The 14,703-nt window shown below is 59.8% G+C and carries 14 protein-coding genes; 8 read left to right on the top strand and 6 right to left on the bottom strand.

Annotation, left to right across the window (positions count from 1 at the left end; all coding sequences use genetic code 11):
* Positions 1 to 4: 4 nt before the first annotated feature.
* Positions 5 to 511 carry a single-stranded DNA-binding protein gene (locus SULPSESMR1_RS08515; RefSeq protein ID WP_089420429.1) on the bottom strand — a complete coding sequence of 169 codons (507 nt, stop codon included), beginning with the start codon at positions 509 to 511 and terminating at the stop codon, positions 5 to 7.
* A 200-nt stretch (positions 512 to 711) separates the two neighbouring features.
* Here SULPSESMR1_RS08515 and SULPSESMR1_RS08510 point away from each other — a divergent pair, with 200 nt between their 5' ends.
* Positions 712 to 1,296, top strand: coding sequence for a lytic transglycosylase domain-containing protein (locus SULPSESMR1_RS08510; RefSeq protein WP_089420428.1), 585 nt, complete (start codon positions 712 to 714; stop codon positions 1,294 to 1,296).
* A 304-nt stretch (positions 1,297 to 1,600) separates the two neighbouring features.
* On the top strand, positions 1,601 to 2,107 hold the full coding sequence (locus tag SULPSESMR1_RS08505; RefSeq protein ID WP_089420427.1) for a hypothetical protein: 507 nt from the start codon (positions 1,601 to 1,603) through the stop codon (positions 2,105 to 2,107).
* A gap of 43 nt (positions 2,108 to 2,150) precedes the next feature.
* On the opposite strand, the gene SULPSESMR1_RS08500 is transcribed toward SULPSESMR1_RS08505, so the two are convergent.
* The 5 genes from SULPSESMR1_RS08500 to miaA all read right to left on the bottom strand — a co-directional run bounded on the left by SULPSESMR1_RS08500 (position 2,151) and on the right by miaA (position 8,995).
* On the bottom strand, positions 2,151 to 4,235 hold the full coding sequence (locus SULPSESMR1_RS08500) for an ABC transporter ATP-binding protein (RefSeq protein WP_089420426.1): 2,085 nt from the start codon (positions 4,233 to 4,235) through the stop codon (positions 2,151 to 2,153).
* 108 nt (positions 4,236 to 4,343) lie between these two features.
* A complete protein-coding gene (locus SULPSESMR1_RS08495) occupies positions 4,344 to 5,813 on the bottom strand; it encodes an ABC transporter permease (RefSeq protein ID WP_198362866.1) in 1,470 nt (489 codons plus the stop codon).
* Between the two features lie 14 nt (positions 5,814 to 5,827).
* Complete coding sequence (locus SULPSESMR1_RS08490; protein WP_089420425.1) at positions 5,828 to 6,874, bottom strand: ABC transporter permease; 1,047 nt, start codon at positions 6,872 to 6,874, stop codon at positions 5,828 to 5,830.
* Between the two features lie 342 nt (positions 6,875 to 7,216).
* Positions 7,217 to 8,017, bottom strand: a complete 801-nt coding sequence (locus SULPSESMR1_RS08485; protein WP_089420424.1) for a helix-turn-helix domain-containing protein — start codon at positions 8,015 to 8,017, stop codon at positions 7,217 to 7,219.
* A 93-nt stretch (positions 8,018 to 8,110) separates the two neighbouring features.
* Entirely contained in the window at positions 8,111 to 8,995 is an 885-nt protein-coding gene (miaA, locus tag SULPSESMR1_RS08480; RefSeq protein ID WP_089420423.1) for a tRNA (adenosine(37)-N6)-dimethylallyltransferase MiaA, read from the bottom strand.
* Between the two features lie 93 nt (positions 8,996 to 9,088).
* Here miaA and pyrH point away from each other — a divergent pair, with 93 nt between their 5' ends.
* The 6 genes from pyrH (at position 9,089) to rseP (ending at position 14,626) form a co-directional block, all read left to right on the top strand.
* The gene (gene pyrH, locus SULPSESMR1_RS08475) at positions 9,089 to 9,826 is read left to right on the top strand and encodes a UMP kinase (RefSeq protein ID WP_089420422.1); all 738 of its coding nucleotides are present in this window, start codon (positions 9,089 to 9,091) and stop codon (positions 9,824 to 9,826) included.
* 109 nt (positions 9,827 to 9,935) lie between these two features.
* The gene (frr, locus tag SULPSESMR1_RS08470) at positions 9,936 to 10,499 is read left to right on the top strand and encodes a ribosome recycling factor (RefSeq protein ID WP_089420421.1); all 564 of its coding nucleotides are present in this window, start codon (positions 9,936 to 9,938) and stop codon (positions 10,497 to 10,499) included.
* 122 nt (positions 10,500 to 10,621) lie between these two features.
* Positions 10,622 to 11,296, top strand: a complete 675-nt coding sequence (gene uppS, locus SULPSESMR1_RS08465; protein WP_089420420.1) for a polyprenyl diphosphate synthase — start codon at positions 10,622 to 10,624, stop codon at positions 11,294 to 11,296.
* The gene (locus tag SULPSESMR1_RS08460; RefSeq protein ID WP_089420419.1) at positions 11,293 to 12,087 is read left to right on the top strand and encodes a phosphatidate cytidylyltransferase; all 795 of its coding nucleotides are present in this window, start codon (positions 11,293 to 11,295) and stop codon (positions 12,085 to 12,087) included. Before uppS ends, SULPSESMR1_RS08460 begins: the two co-directional genes overlap by 4 nt.
* Before the next feature lie 6 nt (positions 12,088 to 12,093).
* The gene (dxr, locus tag SULPSESMR1_RS08455) at positions 12,094 to 13,272 is read left to right on the top strand and encodes a 1-deoxy-D-xylulose-5-phosphate reductoisomerase (RefSeq protein ID WP_089420418.1); all 1,179 of its coding nucleotides are present in this window, start codon (positions 12,094 to 12,096) and stop codon (positions 13,270 to 13,272) included.
* Between the two features lie 4 nt (positions 13,273 to 13,276).
* Positions 13,277 to 14,626 carry an RIP metalloprotease RseP gene (gene rseP, locus SULPSESMR1_RS08450; RefSeq protein WP_089420417.1) on the top strand — a complete coding sequence of 450 codons (1,350 nt, stop codon included), beginning with the start codon at positions 13,277 to 13,279 and terminating at the stop codon, positions 14,624 to 14,626.
* Positions 14,627 to 14,703: the final 77 nt, after the last annotated feature.

Raw genomic sequence — 14,703 nt, 5'->3', positions numbered from 1 at the left:
AAGCTTAGAACGGAATTTCATCGTCCAGATCACGCGAAGGCGTTGGCGCATTGCCTCCGCCACCGGACGACTGGCCGCCAAAACGGTCATCGGACGGGCCGCTGTCATAGTTGGACCCGCCGCCGCCGTAGTTGCCCCCGCCCCCGCCGCCGCCGCCATCGCGGCCGTCCAGCATGGTCAGCGTGCTGTTGAATCCTTGCAATACAATTTCGGTCGAATAGCGGTCCTGACCGGACTGGTCTTGCCATTTGCGGGTCTGCAACTGACCCTCGATATACACTTTCGAGCCCTTTTTCAGGTATTGCTCGGCCACGCGCACCAGACCTTCGTTAAAGATCGCAACCGAATGCCATTCGGTCCGCTCTTTGCGTTCGCCGGTGTTGCGGTCTTTCCAGTTTTCCGAAGTGGCAATGCGCAGGTTGCACACCTTGCCGCCGTTCTGGAAACTGCGCACTTCGGGATCACGGCCCAGATTGCCGATTAGGATCACTTTGTTCACTGAGCCAGCCATGATGTCCTCTCACTCATTCGTTCCCGTTCGGGCGATTCCCGAACGGTCGTGACAACCTACAGATTGGCCCGAACATCGTAAACAGATGCCTAACGGGAATCGGATCTAAAGGGGTGGTCGCAACCATCAGATAAAGTATAGTGCCGCCACGAGTGAAACCAGAGCCGTGCGGGCTTTGTATCTTTGGGGGGCTGGGAAATATGCGCGTATGGATTTCGGCGCTGGTGATCGGTGCAACAGTGGCGGGCGCTGCACATGCGGATGTGTTTTCAACGCGCAGCCGAAGCAAGCTGTTCGGATCGCAGACAAAAGTACTCGATACACGGGCCTCGCAGCAATACACCGCTTCGGTCAGATTGCAGCCGCCAAAGGTGAACACGCCGACGAAATGGGATGTAAATCCCGCCTATAGCGGCAAGTACAAAGGTATCTACCTGGCCGCCGCCCGCGATGCCGCGCGCCGTCACGGGGTGCCAGAAGATTTGTTTTTGCGGCTGATCCAGCAGGAATCCGGCTGGAACCCCTCGGCAAAATCGCACAAGGGCGCGCTGGGTCTGGCGCAATTGATGCCCGCAACCGCGCGGCGGCTGCGTGTCGACCCAAGCGATCCGCACGAAAACCTTGACGGTGGCGCGCGCTATCTCAGCCAACAATACCGTACCTTCGGCAGTTGGAGGCTGGCGCTGGCGGCCTATAACGCAGGCCCCGGCGCGGTTAAGCGCCACAAGGGTGTGCCACCCTACAAAGAAACCCAGAACTACGTCAAAGTCATCTGGGGCAGCTAGGCGGTCTGGTGGCGCTGCGCTGATGATCTTGCTGCGCAGCACAGGTTTCGACGCGGCCCGTTCGGCGGTTTAGCGTCGATGAGGGGCCAAACCGGCAGGTTCCCGCCATCCTGATTATTCTGACAAGCGTGGATTTTCCTTATCTTTCAAGTGTAATTATGTATAAAATACAGTAGATTGAAGCTCGTTCTTCAAGTTTTCAGCTCCCAGCTTCTCCTATTGCTACGCCTTTCGGAACCATAACGCCCCCACCGCCGTTTGTCAGCACACCTCAGGCCATCACGGCCCTGAAAGGAGCAAGACAATGAAATCGACAATTGCAAAACTGACCGCAGCCACTGCCATCGCTCTGTTGCCGCTGGGCGCCTTCGCCGCGACCCCGATTTCCAAAGTGAACGTCAAAGCAGACCTGACCGAAAACGTCGGCGCAAACGCCATGCAATACTACCCCCAGATCGAAGAAGACGTGACCCGCATGATCGCCGAGCGTATTGATCTGACCGGAGACGCAGGTGATCCGCAGATCAAGGTCGAGATCAAAGGCGTGTTGCTTGATGGCGATTCCGTGCTTCCGGACAGCGCCGAGTTCAACGAGCTGGTCGCCACGATCAACTACACGGACGACAACGGCGAGATCAACGCCGAGACCTATCCGGTCTTTATCAAGGCGATGACCGCCGACACCCCCCAAGACGGCGTGATTTACGTGGCCCCGGGGCGTGACGACTTTTATCAGGCGATGATTTTGGCGCTGGTCGACAATGTTGTCGAAAACATCCCCGATATCGCGCGCATTGATAAATCCAAGTAACTGATCTGTTTTTCAGGGCCGTGGCATCCGTTGCGGCCCTGATTTATTCCGCCGCGATCTGAATCACCGGCTCCATCTGCGTAAATTTATCCTCGTCTAGGTGGCATTTCACCTGATGGCCCGCAGCCATGTCACGCAGGGGGGGCACCTCGGTCTCGCACAGATTGTCCGGCACCTGCGATTTCCACCTGCACCGTGTCTGGAACGGACAGCCCGATGGCGGGTTCATCGCCGAGGGAATTTCTCCCTCAAGCACGATGTGTTTTTTCTTCACCCGCGTGTCGGCAATGGGCACGGCAGACAGCAGCGCCTCGGTGTAGGGGTGGTAGGGGGGCGAAAACACCTGTTCGGTGGTGCCCAGTTCGACCACGTGGCCCAGATACATCACCATCACACGATCCGCGAGATAGCGCACAATGCTCAGGTCGTGGCTGATGAACAGCAGCGTGGTCTTATGCGTGCGCTGGATTTCCATCAGCAGGTCGGTCACAGCCGCCTGAACCGACACATCCAACGCCGAGACAGGCTCGTCCGCCACCACAATCCGCGCATCCCCCGCAAAGGCGCGTGCAATCCCGACACGCTGCTTTTGCCCGCCGGACAGCTGGCGTGGCATCCGGCCTGCGAATTCGCGCGGCAGCTTCACCAGATCCAGCAGTTCCAGCATTCGCGTGCGCCGCTCGCCTTCGTTCTTGCCGACCTTGAACACCTCAAGCGCGCGGATGATCTGGCGCCCCACCGTCATCGACGGGTTCAGCGTGTCAAAGGGGTTCTGGAACACCATCTGCACATCGGCAACGGTCTGCGTGTCGCGTTTTTCGATCGGTATGTCCTGAATTTCGCGATCCCCAAGGGTGATCGTCCCTTCGGTCGCTGTCTCCAGCCCCATCAGCACTTTGGCAAAGGTCGACTTGCCGCAGCCGCTTTCACCGACAATCGCCAGCGTCTCGGATTCGCGTGCCTCGAAACTCAGTGTCTCGTTGGCCTTGACCACCTTGGTCGCCACGCTGCCGAACAGGGCATTGGCCGCCACTTCGTAATATTTCTTAAGATTGTCCATCCTCAGCACCACGTCGCCAATCTCGCCCTTGGTCTTGACCTCGGCCAGCGCCAGCGGCGCCTGCCAGTCGATCTCCGCAAACCGCAGACAGCGGGTGTTGTGCACATCGTCACCGGGCACGGGAAACATCGGAATATCGCCCTGATCACAACGCCCCGCTTCGAAGTAATCGCAGCGCGGGCCAAAATTGCAGCCCTGTGGCCGCTCGTGCGGCAGGGGAAAGTTGCCCGGAATGGCGACAAGCGGCCGCGCGTTCTTGTCCGCTCCGGGCAGCGGGATCGACCTGAACAAAGCCTGCGTATAAGGGTGCTGCATCTCGTCAAAGACATCCTCGATGCTGCCACGCTCGACCGCCTCGCCCGAATACATCACGCAGATTCGGTCGCAGGTTTCCAGCACCAGCCCAAGGTTGTGGCTGATGAACAGCATCGAGGTGCCGTATTTCTTGCCCAGATCCTTGACCAGTTCGACCACTGCCGCTTCTACTGTCACGTCCAGTGCGGTGGTGGGCTCGTCCAAAATCAGCAAGGACGGCTCGGACATCAGCGCCATCGCGATCACGATCCGCTGTTGTTGCCCGCCTGATAGCTGGTGCGGATAGGCGTCCAGAATCCGTTTGGGGTCGGGCAGTTTCACATCCGTTACGACCTGCAATGCGCGTTCGCGGGCCTCTGCCTGACTCATACCAGCGTGGATCATCGGTACTTCCATCAACTGGTGTCCGATTTTCATCGCGGGATTCAGCGACGCCATCGGTTCCTGATAGATCATCGCAATTTCAGACCCGCGAATGTCGCGCAACTCGTCTTGGGTCATCGCGCCCAGATCGCGGCCCTTGAACTTGATTGACCCGCCCACGACCCGTCCGTTCACACCCAGATCCTGCATCACTCCCAAGGCTACGGTGGACTTGCCACAGCCGCTTTCACCCACAAGACCCACGGCTTCGCCCGGTTGTATGCTGACAGAAAAATCCATCACTGCAGGAATTTCTCGCAGCCGCGTGAAAAACGAAATCGACAGCTTGTCGATCTCTAGAATGGGGCCGTCATATGCGTCTTTGACCATGTGTAGTTCTCCCTTGCCACAGCGCCCTTGCGGGCTTCTTTTGGCGGTAAATTTCCCGGGGGTCCGGGGGCAGCGCCCCCGAAACGCGCCCCCCGGACGCATCTTGTGTCAATCGCGCAAGGATTCCTCGCGCAAGCCATCGGCCAACAGGTTCAGCCCCAGCACCAGTGTCATCAGCGCAAAGGCAGGCACCAGCGCCGCATGGGGGTAGAGCGACAGCAACCGCCGCCCCGAGTTGATCGTGGTCCCCCAATCGGGGCTTTCGCTCTCCAGCCCCAGACCAAAAAAGCCCAAGGTGCCCAGCAAGATAGTGGTGTATCCAATCCGCAGGCAGAAATCGACGATCAGCGGACCGCGTGCATTGGGCAGGATTTCCCACAGCATGATGTACCACGGACCTTCGCCTCGGGTTTGCGCCGCCGCCACATAGTCGCGCGTCTTGATGTCCAGCGCGAGGCCGCGCACGATCCGGAACACCGTGGGCGCGTTGACAAAGACCACGGCCACGAAAACGGTCAGCAGGCCGCCATCCATGTCAATCCAGTCTACAAACGCTGGCAGCCCCGGAATGCGGTAGCTGTCATTGGCCACGATCGACCCATTGGTCGAAATCAGCGCCAGATAGGCCCAGACCAGCCCGCCCAGCACCACGATCAGCAGCGGTGTGCGCACCGACGGCTGGGTGTAAAAGCGCGCGTTCAGCAGCACCGCGCAGAACACGATGGGAAAGGCAAACAACACCGCCGCCATGTAGTTGGGAATGCCGGTAACGACGATTTCGGGCGTGACCAGCAGGTAGAACAGCAAGATCACCGGAAAGGCGAGGATCAGGTTGGCCAGAAACGACAGGAATGTGTCCAGCCGTCCACCGTAGTATCCCGCAGGCAGACCCAGCGTGATGCCCACCATAAAGGCAAACAGCGTCGCCATCGGTGCGATCTTGACCACGATCCACGCGCCTTTGATCAGCCGCGAGAACACATCGCGCGCCAGATTGTCACCGCCCAGCAGGAACCATTGATAATCGTCCGCTTCGGCCCCGTTCAGCGCCGTGCCGGGCAGTTTGTTTTTCATGCCCGAAAACTGGCTCAGCGGGTCGTGGGTGACCAGCATGTCGAACGGCCCGCCCATGATTCCCGCGAAAACCCAGAACATCACCAGACCAAAGCCGATCATGCCGATGGTGCTGTCAAACAGCTTGCCGTACAGTCCCAGCTTGCCTTTAAATGTGATCGACACCGCAAACAGCACGATCAGCGCGACCCAGACCGGCAGCATGTTGCGTGACAGACCACCGATGATGCCTGCTTGCGGGCCCAGTATGACCCCACCAGCCACATAGACCAGCACCAGCGCGATCAGCGCCAGAAAACTGTATTTGCGGGCCTTGGCCGTCAGCCCTGTCAAACCTGTTGGGGCCATCAGCGTGCCGTCGGCGTTGATGCCCAGCGGTCCGGTGTCGCGGGCAAGCAGCGACACCGCAATGCTGGCCAGAACCGACACCGCCAGCGCCAGCGCCAAAGTAAAAAAGACCACATTCAGCCCGCTCAGGGCACCAGTCCATGTCAATTGTTCCATCTAACAGACCTGCCTTATGAAATGCGGATGCGTGGATTGAGAATGACATAGCCGATGTCCGAGATCAGCTGCGTCAGCAGCACTACGATCACCGACACGACCGACACTGCCAGCAACAGTTCGATGTCATTGTTGCCCGCCGCCTGTACCAGAACCCAGCCAAAGCCCTTGTAGTTGAATAGGGTTTCCACGATCACCACGCCGTTCAGCAGCCACGGAATTTGCAGCATGATTACCGTGAACGGGGCGATCAGCGCGTTGCGCAGGGCGTGCTTGATGACGATATTGCGGAAGCTCACACCCTTTAGGCGTGCTGTGCGGATATACTGTGCGGTCATCACCTCGGTCATCGACGCGCGGGTCATGCGGGCGATATAGCCCATGCCGTACAGGGCAATGGTCAGCACCGGCAGGGTAAAGTTTTCGAAGGTCGCGTTTTCCATCGCTGATGTGGCCGACCCTTTGAACCACTTCAGCTCAAAGGCCGAGGACGAGAAGACTGCGATAAAGATCACCCCCGATACATATTCCGGCGTGGCCGTGGTCGAGATCGAGAAGGTCGACAGCGTCCGGTCCAGCGGCGAGCCTTCGCGCATCCCCGCCAGAACCCCGATCAGCAGGGACGAGGGCACCATGACCAGCAGGACAAAGCCCATCAGTTTGCCCGTCAGACCCAGCCTTTCCATGACTATGGTGCCGACGTCATCGTTGAACACAGTGGACTTGCCCCAGTTGCCTTGCAGCACACCGCAAAAGGTGGGGCGGTCTTCGGCGAGTGTGTTTTGGGCAAAACAGCGGCCCGTCACGGTGCCGTCGGGCGCCTGGGTCACCCAACCGGGGACAACGCCCAGCCATCGACCGAATTTTAACGGCATCGGGTCCAGATATCCGCGTTTGCTCAGATAACTTTCCACGGCTTCGTCCGACATGCGAAAGTTGCCTTGGGTTTTGGCCAGCTTTTCAAGGTTCGGATAAAGATTTGTCAGGAAGAACACGACAAAGGTCAGGCACAAGGCCGTCACGATCATCACGCCCAGACGTCTGAGTATAAATAGTCCCATGTATGCCCCTGTCGGTAGGCTGAAACGGGTTGATCCCGCTTGTCGTGTTGGCTGGCCTAAAGGCTTGGCCGTTTTTATGGTGAACTGGCCGCGTGGTGTCTACGAGCGGTTGCACCGGATGGGTGGCGATTTGGCTTCCTGTTAGACTGCCCTGTTTCAAAGCCTGTGCCAGAGCGTCCATGAGAGGTGGCGCACGGCGGGCCAATTGCAAGTTTGTTGTACCATCAGGCAACAATGCAGTCCGCGCGTCAACGAAAGGATTGGGAAATTTGAGCCCAAAAGCGACATTTTTCATGTCTGAAAGCGACATTGGCGATTTGGTCCGGTCCAGTGCCAGCCGGTCTAGGTGCCGCGGGTGATGCCTGATTTGCGCAGTTGGCTGGGGGTCTTGCCGGTTTGCGTCTGGATATAGCGGGTGAAATAGGCAGCACTGCCAAAGCCCAGATGCCGAGCGATGTCTTGCATCGGCACGTCTGTGTCGGTCAGGGCTGTGCGGGCAGCGTGCAGGATGCGCTGGCTTAGAATGTCGGCAGCCGTGTGGCCGGTGGCCGCTTTGCAGGCGCGGGCCAGATGGGTGCCGGTCACGCCCAGTTCTTGGGCGTGTTCGGCCACGGACATTCCGTTGGCGTAATGCTGCGCCACACGCGCACAAAACCGCGCTGACAGCCGTGCGGCACCGTTCAGTTTCTGCGGCAGGTGGTCGTCTTCGGCCATCTGGCGGCGCAGCCAGACCGAAACCAGCGCCATATAGCCGTCCAGCGCATCCTGCGTCAGACTGCGCTGCGCTGTGGCCTCACGCTGTGCGGCGTCCAGAAATCCGGTCAATTCCGAGATCGGGCCGGTTTCGCGCAGGCGCAGTTGGCGCGGGGTTTGGGGCAGACGTACATCGGTGCCCACAGGGATGATCGCCATCAGCCCGAGACTTTGACGGCTCAACTCCAGAGCAAAAAGCTCGTCCGCAGGCACAAAGATCGCATTGTGCGCCCCCACGCCGCGCCGCGTGCCGTTCAGCAACAGCCGCCCCTGACCGCGTGTGGTCCAGATCAAAAGATGATAGGGAAGGTCATGCGCAAGCGTCCAGCGCCAGTCATGGGCGCCACCCGCAGGTGAGATAGTGCTGATACGGATGGCACCTAGGGTCATAGGGCCATCTATATGCCAATATCCTGTAATTGCAATATCGAGGGCATATATCCCCATATTGATGGCAAGAATGTGGCGATAGTGAAATCGACGTCAGCCCGTCGAAGGGTCAACCCATTGCCAGTGCGCCATTTTCGACCGCTGCCAAGTACGTTGGCGCTTGGCATATTGGCGCGTGGCAATCACCGCCGCATCGCGTGCCGCCTCCAGCGTGATCTTGCCGCATGCGTGGGCCATCAACTCGGGCACGCCAATCGCGCGGCAACTGGGCAGCACGGGATCATAGCGGTCGCGCATTGCTGCAATTTCGTCCAGCGCACCGCCCTTCAGCATCATGTCGAACCGCTGCGCGATGCGTGCGTTCAGCCAGTCGGGCGGGCTGGCCAACGCGATGCAGGTGGCGGACCCGTCAGGCAGCAAAGGCGGCGGGGTGTCGTTATGCCATGCGGCCAGCCCGCGCCCCGTGGCATGAAGCACCTCCCACGCGCGCTGGACCCGCGCGCGGTTGTTGACGTCGATGCGTGCAGTGGTTTCGGGATCAAGTGCGGCCAGCAGCTTTTCCAAGGGAATCGAATCTGCGGATTTGCGCAATTCATCCGGCGTGGCGGGGATTTCGGCCAGGCCGTTGGTTAGTGCGGTGAAATACAGCCCCGTACCACCCACGATGATCGGACGCTTGCCATTGGACAGCAACGGGGCAACCTCGCGCAGCCAATGGCCGGCAGAATAGGGCGCATCATAGGCCACATGACCATACAGCAGATGCTGCGCGCGGGCCAGATCGGCGTCACCGGGACGTGCGGTGACCACTTGCCAGCAGTCGTAAATCTGGCTGGCGTCTGCATTCACGATCACACCGCCCTGCGCTTCGGCGATGGCCAGCGCCAGTCCGGATTTGCCAGACGCGGTCGGCCCTGCAATCAGCACAGGCCGGTGCGGGTTGACCGCAGACAGTTCAAGTGGGCCAAAAGCGTCCATTTATTGCCGATACCCTTGTGCTGTGCATTGAACTGAGCGGTGTTTTAGGACACTTTGCGCACGAACAAAACTGCCCAAAAACCGGAGAACCCAATGAGCGACGCGATCCAACCTGCCTCGGACGTCACTTTCAAACGTGTGATGCTGAAAATTTCGGGTGAGGCGCTGATGGGCGATCAGGGTTTTGGCCTGCACCCGCCCACCGTCGAGCGTATCGCCCGCGAAGTTCAATCGGTTCACGAACTGGGTGTCGAGATTTGCATGGTCATCGGCGGCGGCAACATCTTTCGCGGCCTGCAAGGGTCAGCGCAGGGGATGGAACGGACCACAGCCGACTATATGGGGATGCTGGCCACAGTGATGAACGCGCTGGCGATGCAATCTTCACTTGAGGGGTTGGGTATTCACACACGGGTCATCAGCGCCATCACCATGAACGAAGTGGCCGAACCCTACATTCGTCGCCGTGCCGTGCGCCACCTTGAGAAAAAGCGGGTCTGCATCTTTGCCGCAGGCACCGGCAATCCCTATTTCACCACCGACACGGCCGCGACCCTGCGCGCCAACGAAATGTCCTGCGAAGCGATCTTCAAGGGCACCAAGGTTGATGGCGTATATGACAAGGATCCGGCAAAGCACGCCGATGCCAAACGCTACGAACACGTCAGCTTTGATGACGTGCTGCAAAAACGTCTGGGGGTTATGGACGCATCTGCCATCGCACTGGCGCGCGACAACAACCTGCCGATCATTGTGTTTTCGCTGGACGAACCCGGCGGGTTCAAAGGTATTCTGGCGGGCAAGGGCACCTATACCCGCGTCCACGGCTAAACCACTTTGCACGCCGAACGTGAAACCCTGCTGGCCTTCGGGCGCAGGGTTGATCTATACCCGCACCACGCCCGGGGAAGGGGCGCGCGACCAATAAGGGGAAAACCTCATGTCCGAAGACTTTATGCTGGATACCGATGATCTGAAACGCCGCATGGATGGCGCGATTGCATCGTTAAAGACCGAATTTGCCTCTCTGCGCACAGGGCGTGGGTCGGCGTCGATGCTGGAACCGGTGATGGTCGAGGCTTACGGCCAACGCACCCCGATCAATCAGGTCGGCACTGTTAACGTACCCGAGCCGCGCATGGTCACCATTAACGTGTGGGACAAGTCGATGGTGAACGCTGTTGAGAAAGCCATCCGCGAAAGCGGTCTGGGCATCAACCCGCAACTGAACGGCACCATCATTATGCTGCCGATCCCTGAACTAAACGAAGAGCGTCGCCGCGATCTGTCGAAAGTGGCGGGCCAATATGCCGAACACGCCCGCGTCAGCATTCGCAACGTGCGCCGCGACGGTATGGACCAGATCAAGAAGGGCAAGGCCGACGGTCTGTCCGAGGACGACCAGAAGATATGGGAAGGCGAAGTGCAGGACATGACCAACGCCTATATCAAGCAGATCGACGATGCGCTTGAACACAAACAGGCTGAGATCATGCAGGTCTGATCTGCATCCCACGTCGGGGACTATTGGTGCCCTGATGGCAGCCACTGGACGAATATTGATGCCCAAGGAACTTCACCATCGCTGATCACCCTCCAAACGGACCACGCCACGTCGCCATCATTATGGATGGTAACGGGCGTTGGGCCACCCAGCGCGGGCGCCCGCGTCTTTTTGGCCACCGCGCCGGTGCAAGGCGTGTGCGCGAGGTGGTGGAAAGCTGCCCTGATGTGGGCGTGGAATATCTGACGATCTTTGCCTTTTCGACCGAGAACTGGCGTCGCACGCAGGTGGAGGTGGCCGGTCTGATGAGCCTGTTTCGTCTCTATATCAGCCGCGAGGCCCGCGCCTTGGACGAGTTCGGCGCAAGGGTGCGCTTTATTGGCGATCGCGTGCGGCTGGATTCAAAGCTGGTCAAGCTGATGGACGAGCTGGAAGTGCTGACCGAAAACAACACCGCCGTTCACCTGACCATCGCGCTGAACTATGGCAGCCGCGACGAAGTGGCCCGCGCGACCCAGCGGTTGGCCCGCGATGTGGCCGCAGGCAAGCTTGATCCCGAAAACGTCGACGTGGAAACCTTGCCCAAATATCTTGACACCTGCGTGTTGCCCGATCCCGATCTGGTGATCCGCACATCGGGTGAGGCGCGGATTTCGAATTTTTTGTTGTGGCAGTCCGCCTATGCCGAATACGAGTTTATCGACACGCTGTGGCCGGATTTCACGAAAGAGGAATTCGCCAAGCTGTGCGCGTCATACGGGGACCGTGACCGGCGGTTCGGAGGGGTAAAGACATGAACACGAGCGATACCAAGTGGTCTGACCTGGCCGTTCGGATGGGATCAGCCGCAGTCATGGTGATCGTCGGTCTGGCTGGTGTGGCCATCGGCGGGCATCCGTTCAACTTGTTGGTCGCGTTGGTCTGCGGGCTGTCTGTGTGGGAACTGGTGCGGATGCTGGACCCGCAAAAGCCCGCGGTGGCGCTGCAACTGGCGCTGTTGTCGGGTACGGCGCTTTTGGTATCAGCTTATTTGCCTGCGGGCTGGGCGCTGCCGATCTTGCTGGCGCCGATGATGGTGGGCTTTGGTCAACTGTCACACCACCGCACGATATTTATGTCCTACGCGGTTCTGGTGCAGCTTGCGGGCTATGGCATCATGTCGTTGCGCGGCGATCTGGGATTTGGCTGGATGCTGTGGCTGATCGTGGTTGTGGTGGTTACCGATGTGGTCGGCTATTTCGCGGGCCGTATGATCGGCGGGCCAAAGTTCTGGCCGCGCGTCAGCCCCAAAAAGACATGGTCGGGCACCGCAACTGGCTGGATCGGGGCCGCGATTGTGGGCTGGATCACCGCCATATTGACCGGCGCCACCGGCGAGCTGATCGGTATTTCCATTGCAATTTCGATGGCCTCGCAGATGGGCGACATCGCGGAAAGCGCCATAAAACGGCACACCGGCGTCAAGGACAGCAGCAGGCTGATCCCCGGACACGGTGGTGTGCTGGACCGGTTCGACGGGATGATGGGCGCGTCGGTATTCTTGTTGATCGTCGGGCAGATCATCGGCTTTCCGCCCGGATTGGTCTGATCTGACATGACGCGCAGGCGGATTAGCATTCTGGGGGCTACGGGGTCCATCGGACAGAACACCATTGATCTGATCAAACGGGATGTGGACGCCTATGAGGTGGTCGCGCTGACGGGGGCGGGCAACATCGCGCAATTGGCCGCCGACGCACGCGCCTTGCGTGCTGACGTGGCTGTAACTGCCGACGAAAGCCGGTTGGACGATCTGCGCGCTGCATTGATCGGTTCCGGAATCGAGGCCGCGGCAGGGCAGGTGGCCCTGTCCGAAGCTGCTGCCCGGCCCGCCGATTGGGTGATGTCCGCGATTGTCGGCGCCGCAGGGCTGGCACCGGGTATCGCGGTGCTGCAACAGGGCGCGACGCTTGCGCTCGCCAATAAGGAATCGCTGGTTTGTGCCGGTTCGCTGATCCTTGAGACTGCACGCAAACATGACGCGCGTCTGTTGCCGGTGGACAGCGAACACAGTGCGGTGTTTCAGGCGCTGGTGGGCGAGGAAATGGCAGCGGTCGAGCGGATCGTGATCACCGCCTCGGGCGGCGCGTTCCGCGACTGGCCGCTGGCCGATCTGCCCAATGCGACGCTGGCGCAGGCGTCAAACCATCCCAATTGGAACATGGGCCAGCGGATCACCATTGATTCCGCGTCTATGTTTAACAAGGCGCTGGAAGTTATTGAAACACGGGAATTTTTTGGCGTGGAGCCGGAGATGATCGAGGTTCTGGTACACCCCGAATCCATGATCCACGCGCTGGTGGGGTTTCACGACGGGGCGCTGATGGCGCACGTCGGCCCGCCGGATATGCGCCACGCCATCGGCTATGCGCTGCACTGGCCCGAACGCCGTGCGCTGCCGGTCGAGCGGCTGGATCTGGCGGCCATCGGCAGCCTGAGCTTTCGCGCGCCCGACATTGCCCGCTGGCCCGCATTGCGGCTGGCGCGCGATGTGATGGCACGCGGCGGACTGGCAGGCGCGGTGTTCAATGCCGCCAAGGAAACCGCGCTGGACGGGTTTATCGCGGGGGCGCTGTGCTTTACCGCGATGGCCGAGATCGTCGAAGAAGTTTTGACGCAGATCGACGCGACGGGCGGTCATATTGACGCCCCAATGACACTTGATAACGTCGCCGCTGCTGACCATCTGTCACGCAAGACAGCACGAGACATAATAGAAAAAAGAGCAGGGTAGAGTTTTGGACATCATTGGATTGCTTCCACAGGCCGGCGGCCTGATCTGGATCATCGTCACTTTTGTCGTGGCGTTGAGCGTTATCGTAACAATCCATGAATACGGCCACTATATCGTCGGGCGCTGGTCGGGCATCCATGCCGATGTGTTCTCAGTGGGGTTTGGTCCGGTGATCTACAAGCGCACCGACAAACGCGGCACCCAATGGCAGATCGCTGCGCTGCCGTTTGGCGGCTATGTGAAATTTGCAGGCGATGCGAACGCGGCGTCGGGCAAGGATGTGGACGCGATGCACGAAGTTGGCACTGACGCGGCAGCCTTGCGGCGCACGATGCACGGTGCGCCGCTTTGGGCGCGTGCAGCCACGGTGGCGGCTGGCCCTGCGTTCAATTTTGTCTTTTCCATTCTGGTTTTTGCTGCGGTCCTGCTGACCACGGGCGTCGCCCGTGATCCGTTGACGGTGGGTGAATTGCGCCCGCTGCCCGCCGAGGTGAACCAACTGCAAACCGGCGATACAGTTCTGCAGATCGCAGGCGAACCCGTACCCTCGATCCGCGACGCAGCCTATGCCACATTTCTTGAAAACATGCCTAAAACCGCGGTGCTGGATTACCGCGTCGAGCGTGACGGGGCCGAAATGGACGTGCAAGGCCCCTATATTTTCCCACCGCTGATCGCAGCCCTCAGCCCGCGCAGCGCGGCAGTGGCGGCAGATCTGGACGTGGGCGACGTGATCGTGGGGGTGAACGGCACTCCGATCGTCGCCTTTGATCAACTGAAAACCGTCGTCGAGGCATCGGATGGTGCCCCCGTGGCGCTGTCGGTCTGGCGTGATGGCGCGGTTCTGGACAAAACCCTGACCGCCAAGCGCGTGGACGAACCGCAAGCGGATGGCGGGTTTGCCACGCAATGGCGTATCGGCATACAGGGCGGCATGGCCTTCGAACTGGGCACCGAACCTATGGGCGCGGGGCAGGCGCTGGGTGGCGCTGTGGCGCAGACGTGGCGGATTGTAACGGGGTCGCTGTCGGGTATGGGGCATATGATTACGGGCACGATCAGCACCTGTAACCTGTCCGGCCCCATCGGTATCGCCCAAACCTCGGGAACGCTGGCCAGCCAAGGTGCGGAATCCTTCGTGTGGTTCATCGCGGTGCTTAGCACTGCGGTTGGGCTGTTGAACCTGTTTCCGATTCCGGCGCTGGATGGTGGGCATTTGGTGTTTTACGCCTATGAGGCTGTGATGAAACGCCCGCCCAGCGATGGCGCGCTGCGAATTCTGATGGGAGTCGGCATCGCACTTGTGCTGACGCTGATGGTTTTTGCGCTTGGCAACGATGTGTTCTGTCCCTGACCGACGGGAAAGGGGTTTTTGCCTCATTTCCGCCATAATTAGCCAAACTGACGCCATAATCGCTGCATAGACATGAT

Source organism: Pseudosulfitobacter pseudonitzschiae (assembly GCF_002222635.1).
Taxonomy (GTDB): domain Bacteria; phylum Pseudomonadota; class Alphaproteobacteria; order Rhodobacterales; family Rhodobacteraceae; genus Pseudosulfitobacter; species Pseudosulfitobacter pseudonitzschiae_A.
The sequence above is the reverse complement of the archived record's forward strand: the minus strand, read 5'-3'. Positions and strand labels throughout refer to the sequence as shown.

What these genes read in the sequence shown, in the direction of transcription:
- SULPSESMR1_RS08485 (WP_089420424.1), bottom strand. Translation starts at nt 8,017, where the DNA reads ATGACCCTAGGTGCCATCCGTATCAGCACTATCTCACCTGCGGGTGGC.
- SULPSESMR1_RS08505 (WP_089420427.1), top strand. Translation starts at nt 1,601, where the DNA reads ATGAAATCGACAATTGCAAAACTGACCGCAGCCACTGCCATCGCTCTG.
- SULPSESMR1_RS08460 (WP_089420419.1), top strand. Translation starts at nt 11,293, where the DNA reads ATGAACACGAGCGATACCAAGTGGTCTGACCTGGCCGTTCGGATGGGA.
- SULPSESMR1_RS08515 (WP_089420429.1), bottom strand. Translation starts at nt 511, where the DNA reads ATGGCTGGCTCAGTGAACAAAGTGATCCTAATCGGCAATCTGGGCCGT.
- SULPSESMR1_RS08500 (WP_089420426.1), bottom strand. Translation starts at nt 4,235, where the DNA reads ATGGTCAAAGACGCATATGACGGCCCCATTCTAGAGATCGACAAGCTG.
- frr (WP_089420421.1), top strand. Translation starts at nt 9,936, where the DNA reads ATGTCCGAAGACTTTATGCTGGATACCGATGATCTGAAACGCCGCATG.
- miaA (WP_089420423.1), bottom strand. Translation starts at nt 8,995, where the DNA reads ATGGACGCTTTTGGCCCACTTGAACTGTCTGCGGTCAACCCGCACCGG.
- SULPSESMR1_RS08510 (WP_089420428.1), top strand. Translation starts at nt 712, where the DNA reads ATGCGCGTATGGATTTCGGCGCTGGTGATCGGTGCAACAGTGGCGGGC.
- pyrH (WP_089420422.1), top strand. Translation starts at nt 9,089, where the DNA reads ATGAGCGACGCGATCCAACCTGCCTCGGACGTCACTTTCAAACGTGTG.
- SULPSESMR1_RS08490 (WP_089420425.1), bottom strand. Translation starts at nt 6,874, where the DNA reads ATGGGACTATTTATACTCAGACGTCTGGGCGTGATGATCGTGACGGCC.
- dxr (WP_089420418.1), top strand. Translation starts at nt 12,094, where the DNA reads ATGACGCGCAGGCGGATTAGCATTCTGGGGGCTACGGGGTCCATCGGA.
- SULPSESMR1_RS08495 (WP_198362866.1), bottom strand. Translation starts at nt 5,813, where the DNA reads ATGGAACAATTGACATGGACTGGTGCCCTGAGCGGGCTGAATGTGGTC.
- uppS (WP_089420420.1), top strand. Translation starts at nt 10,622, where the DNA reads ATGGATGGTAACGGGCGTTGGGCCACCCAGCGCGGGCGCCCGCGTCTT.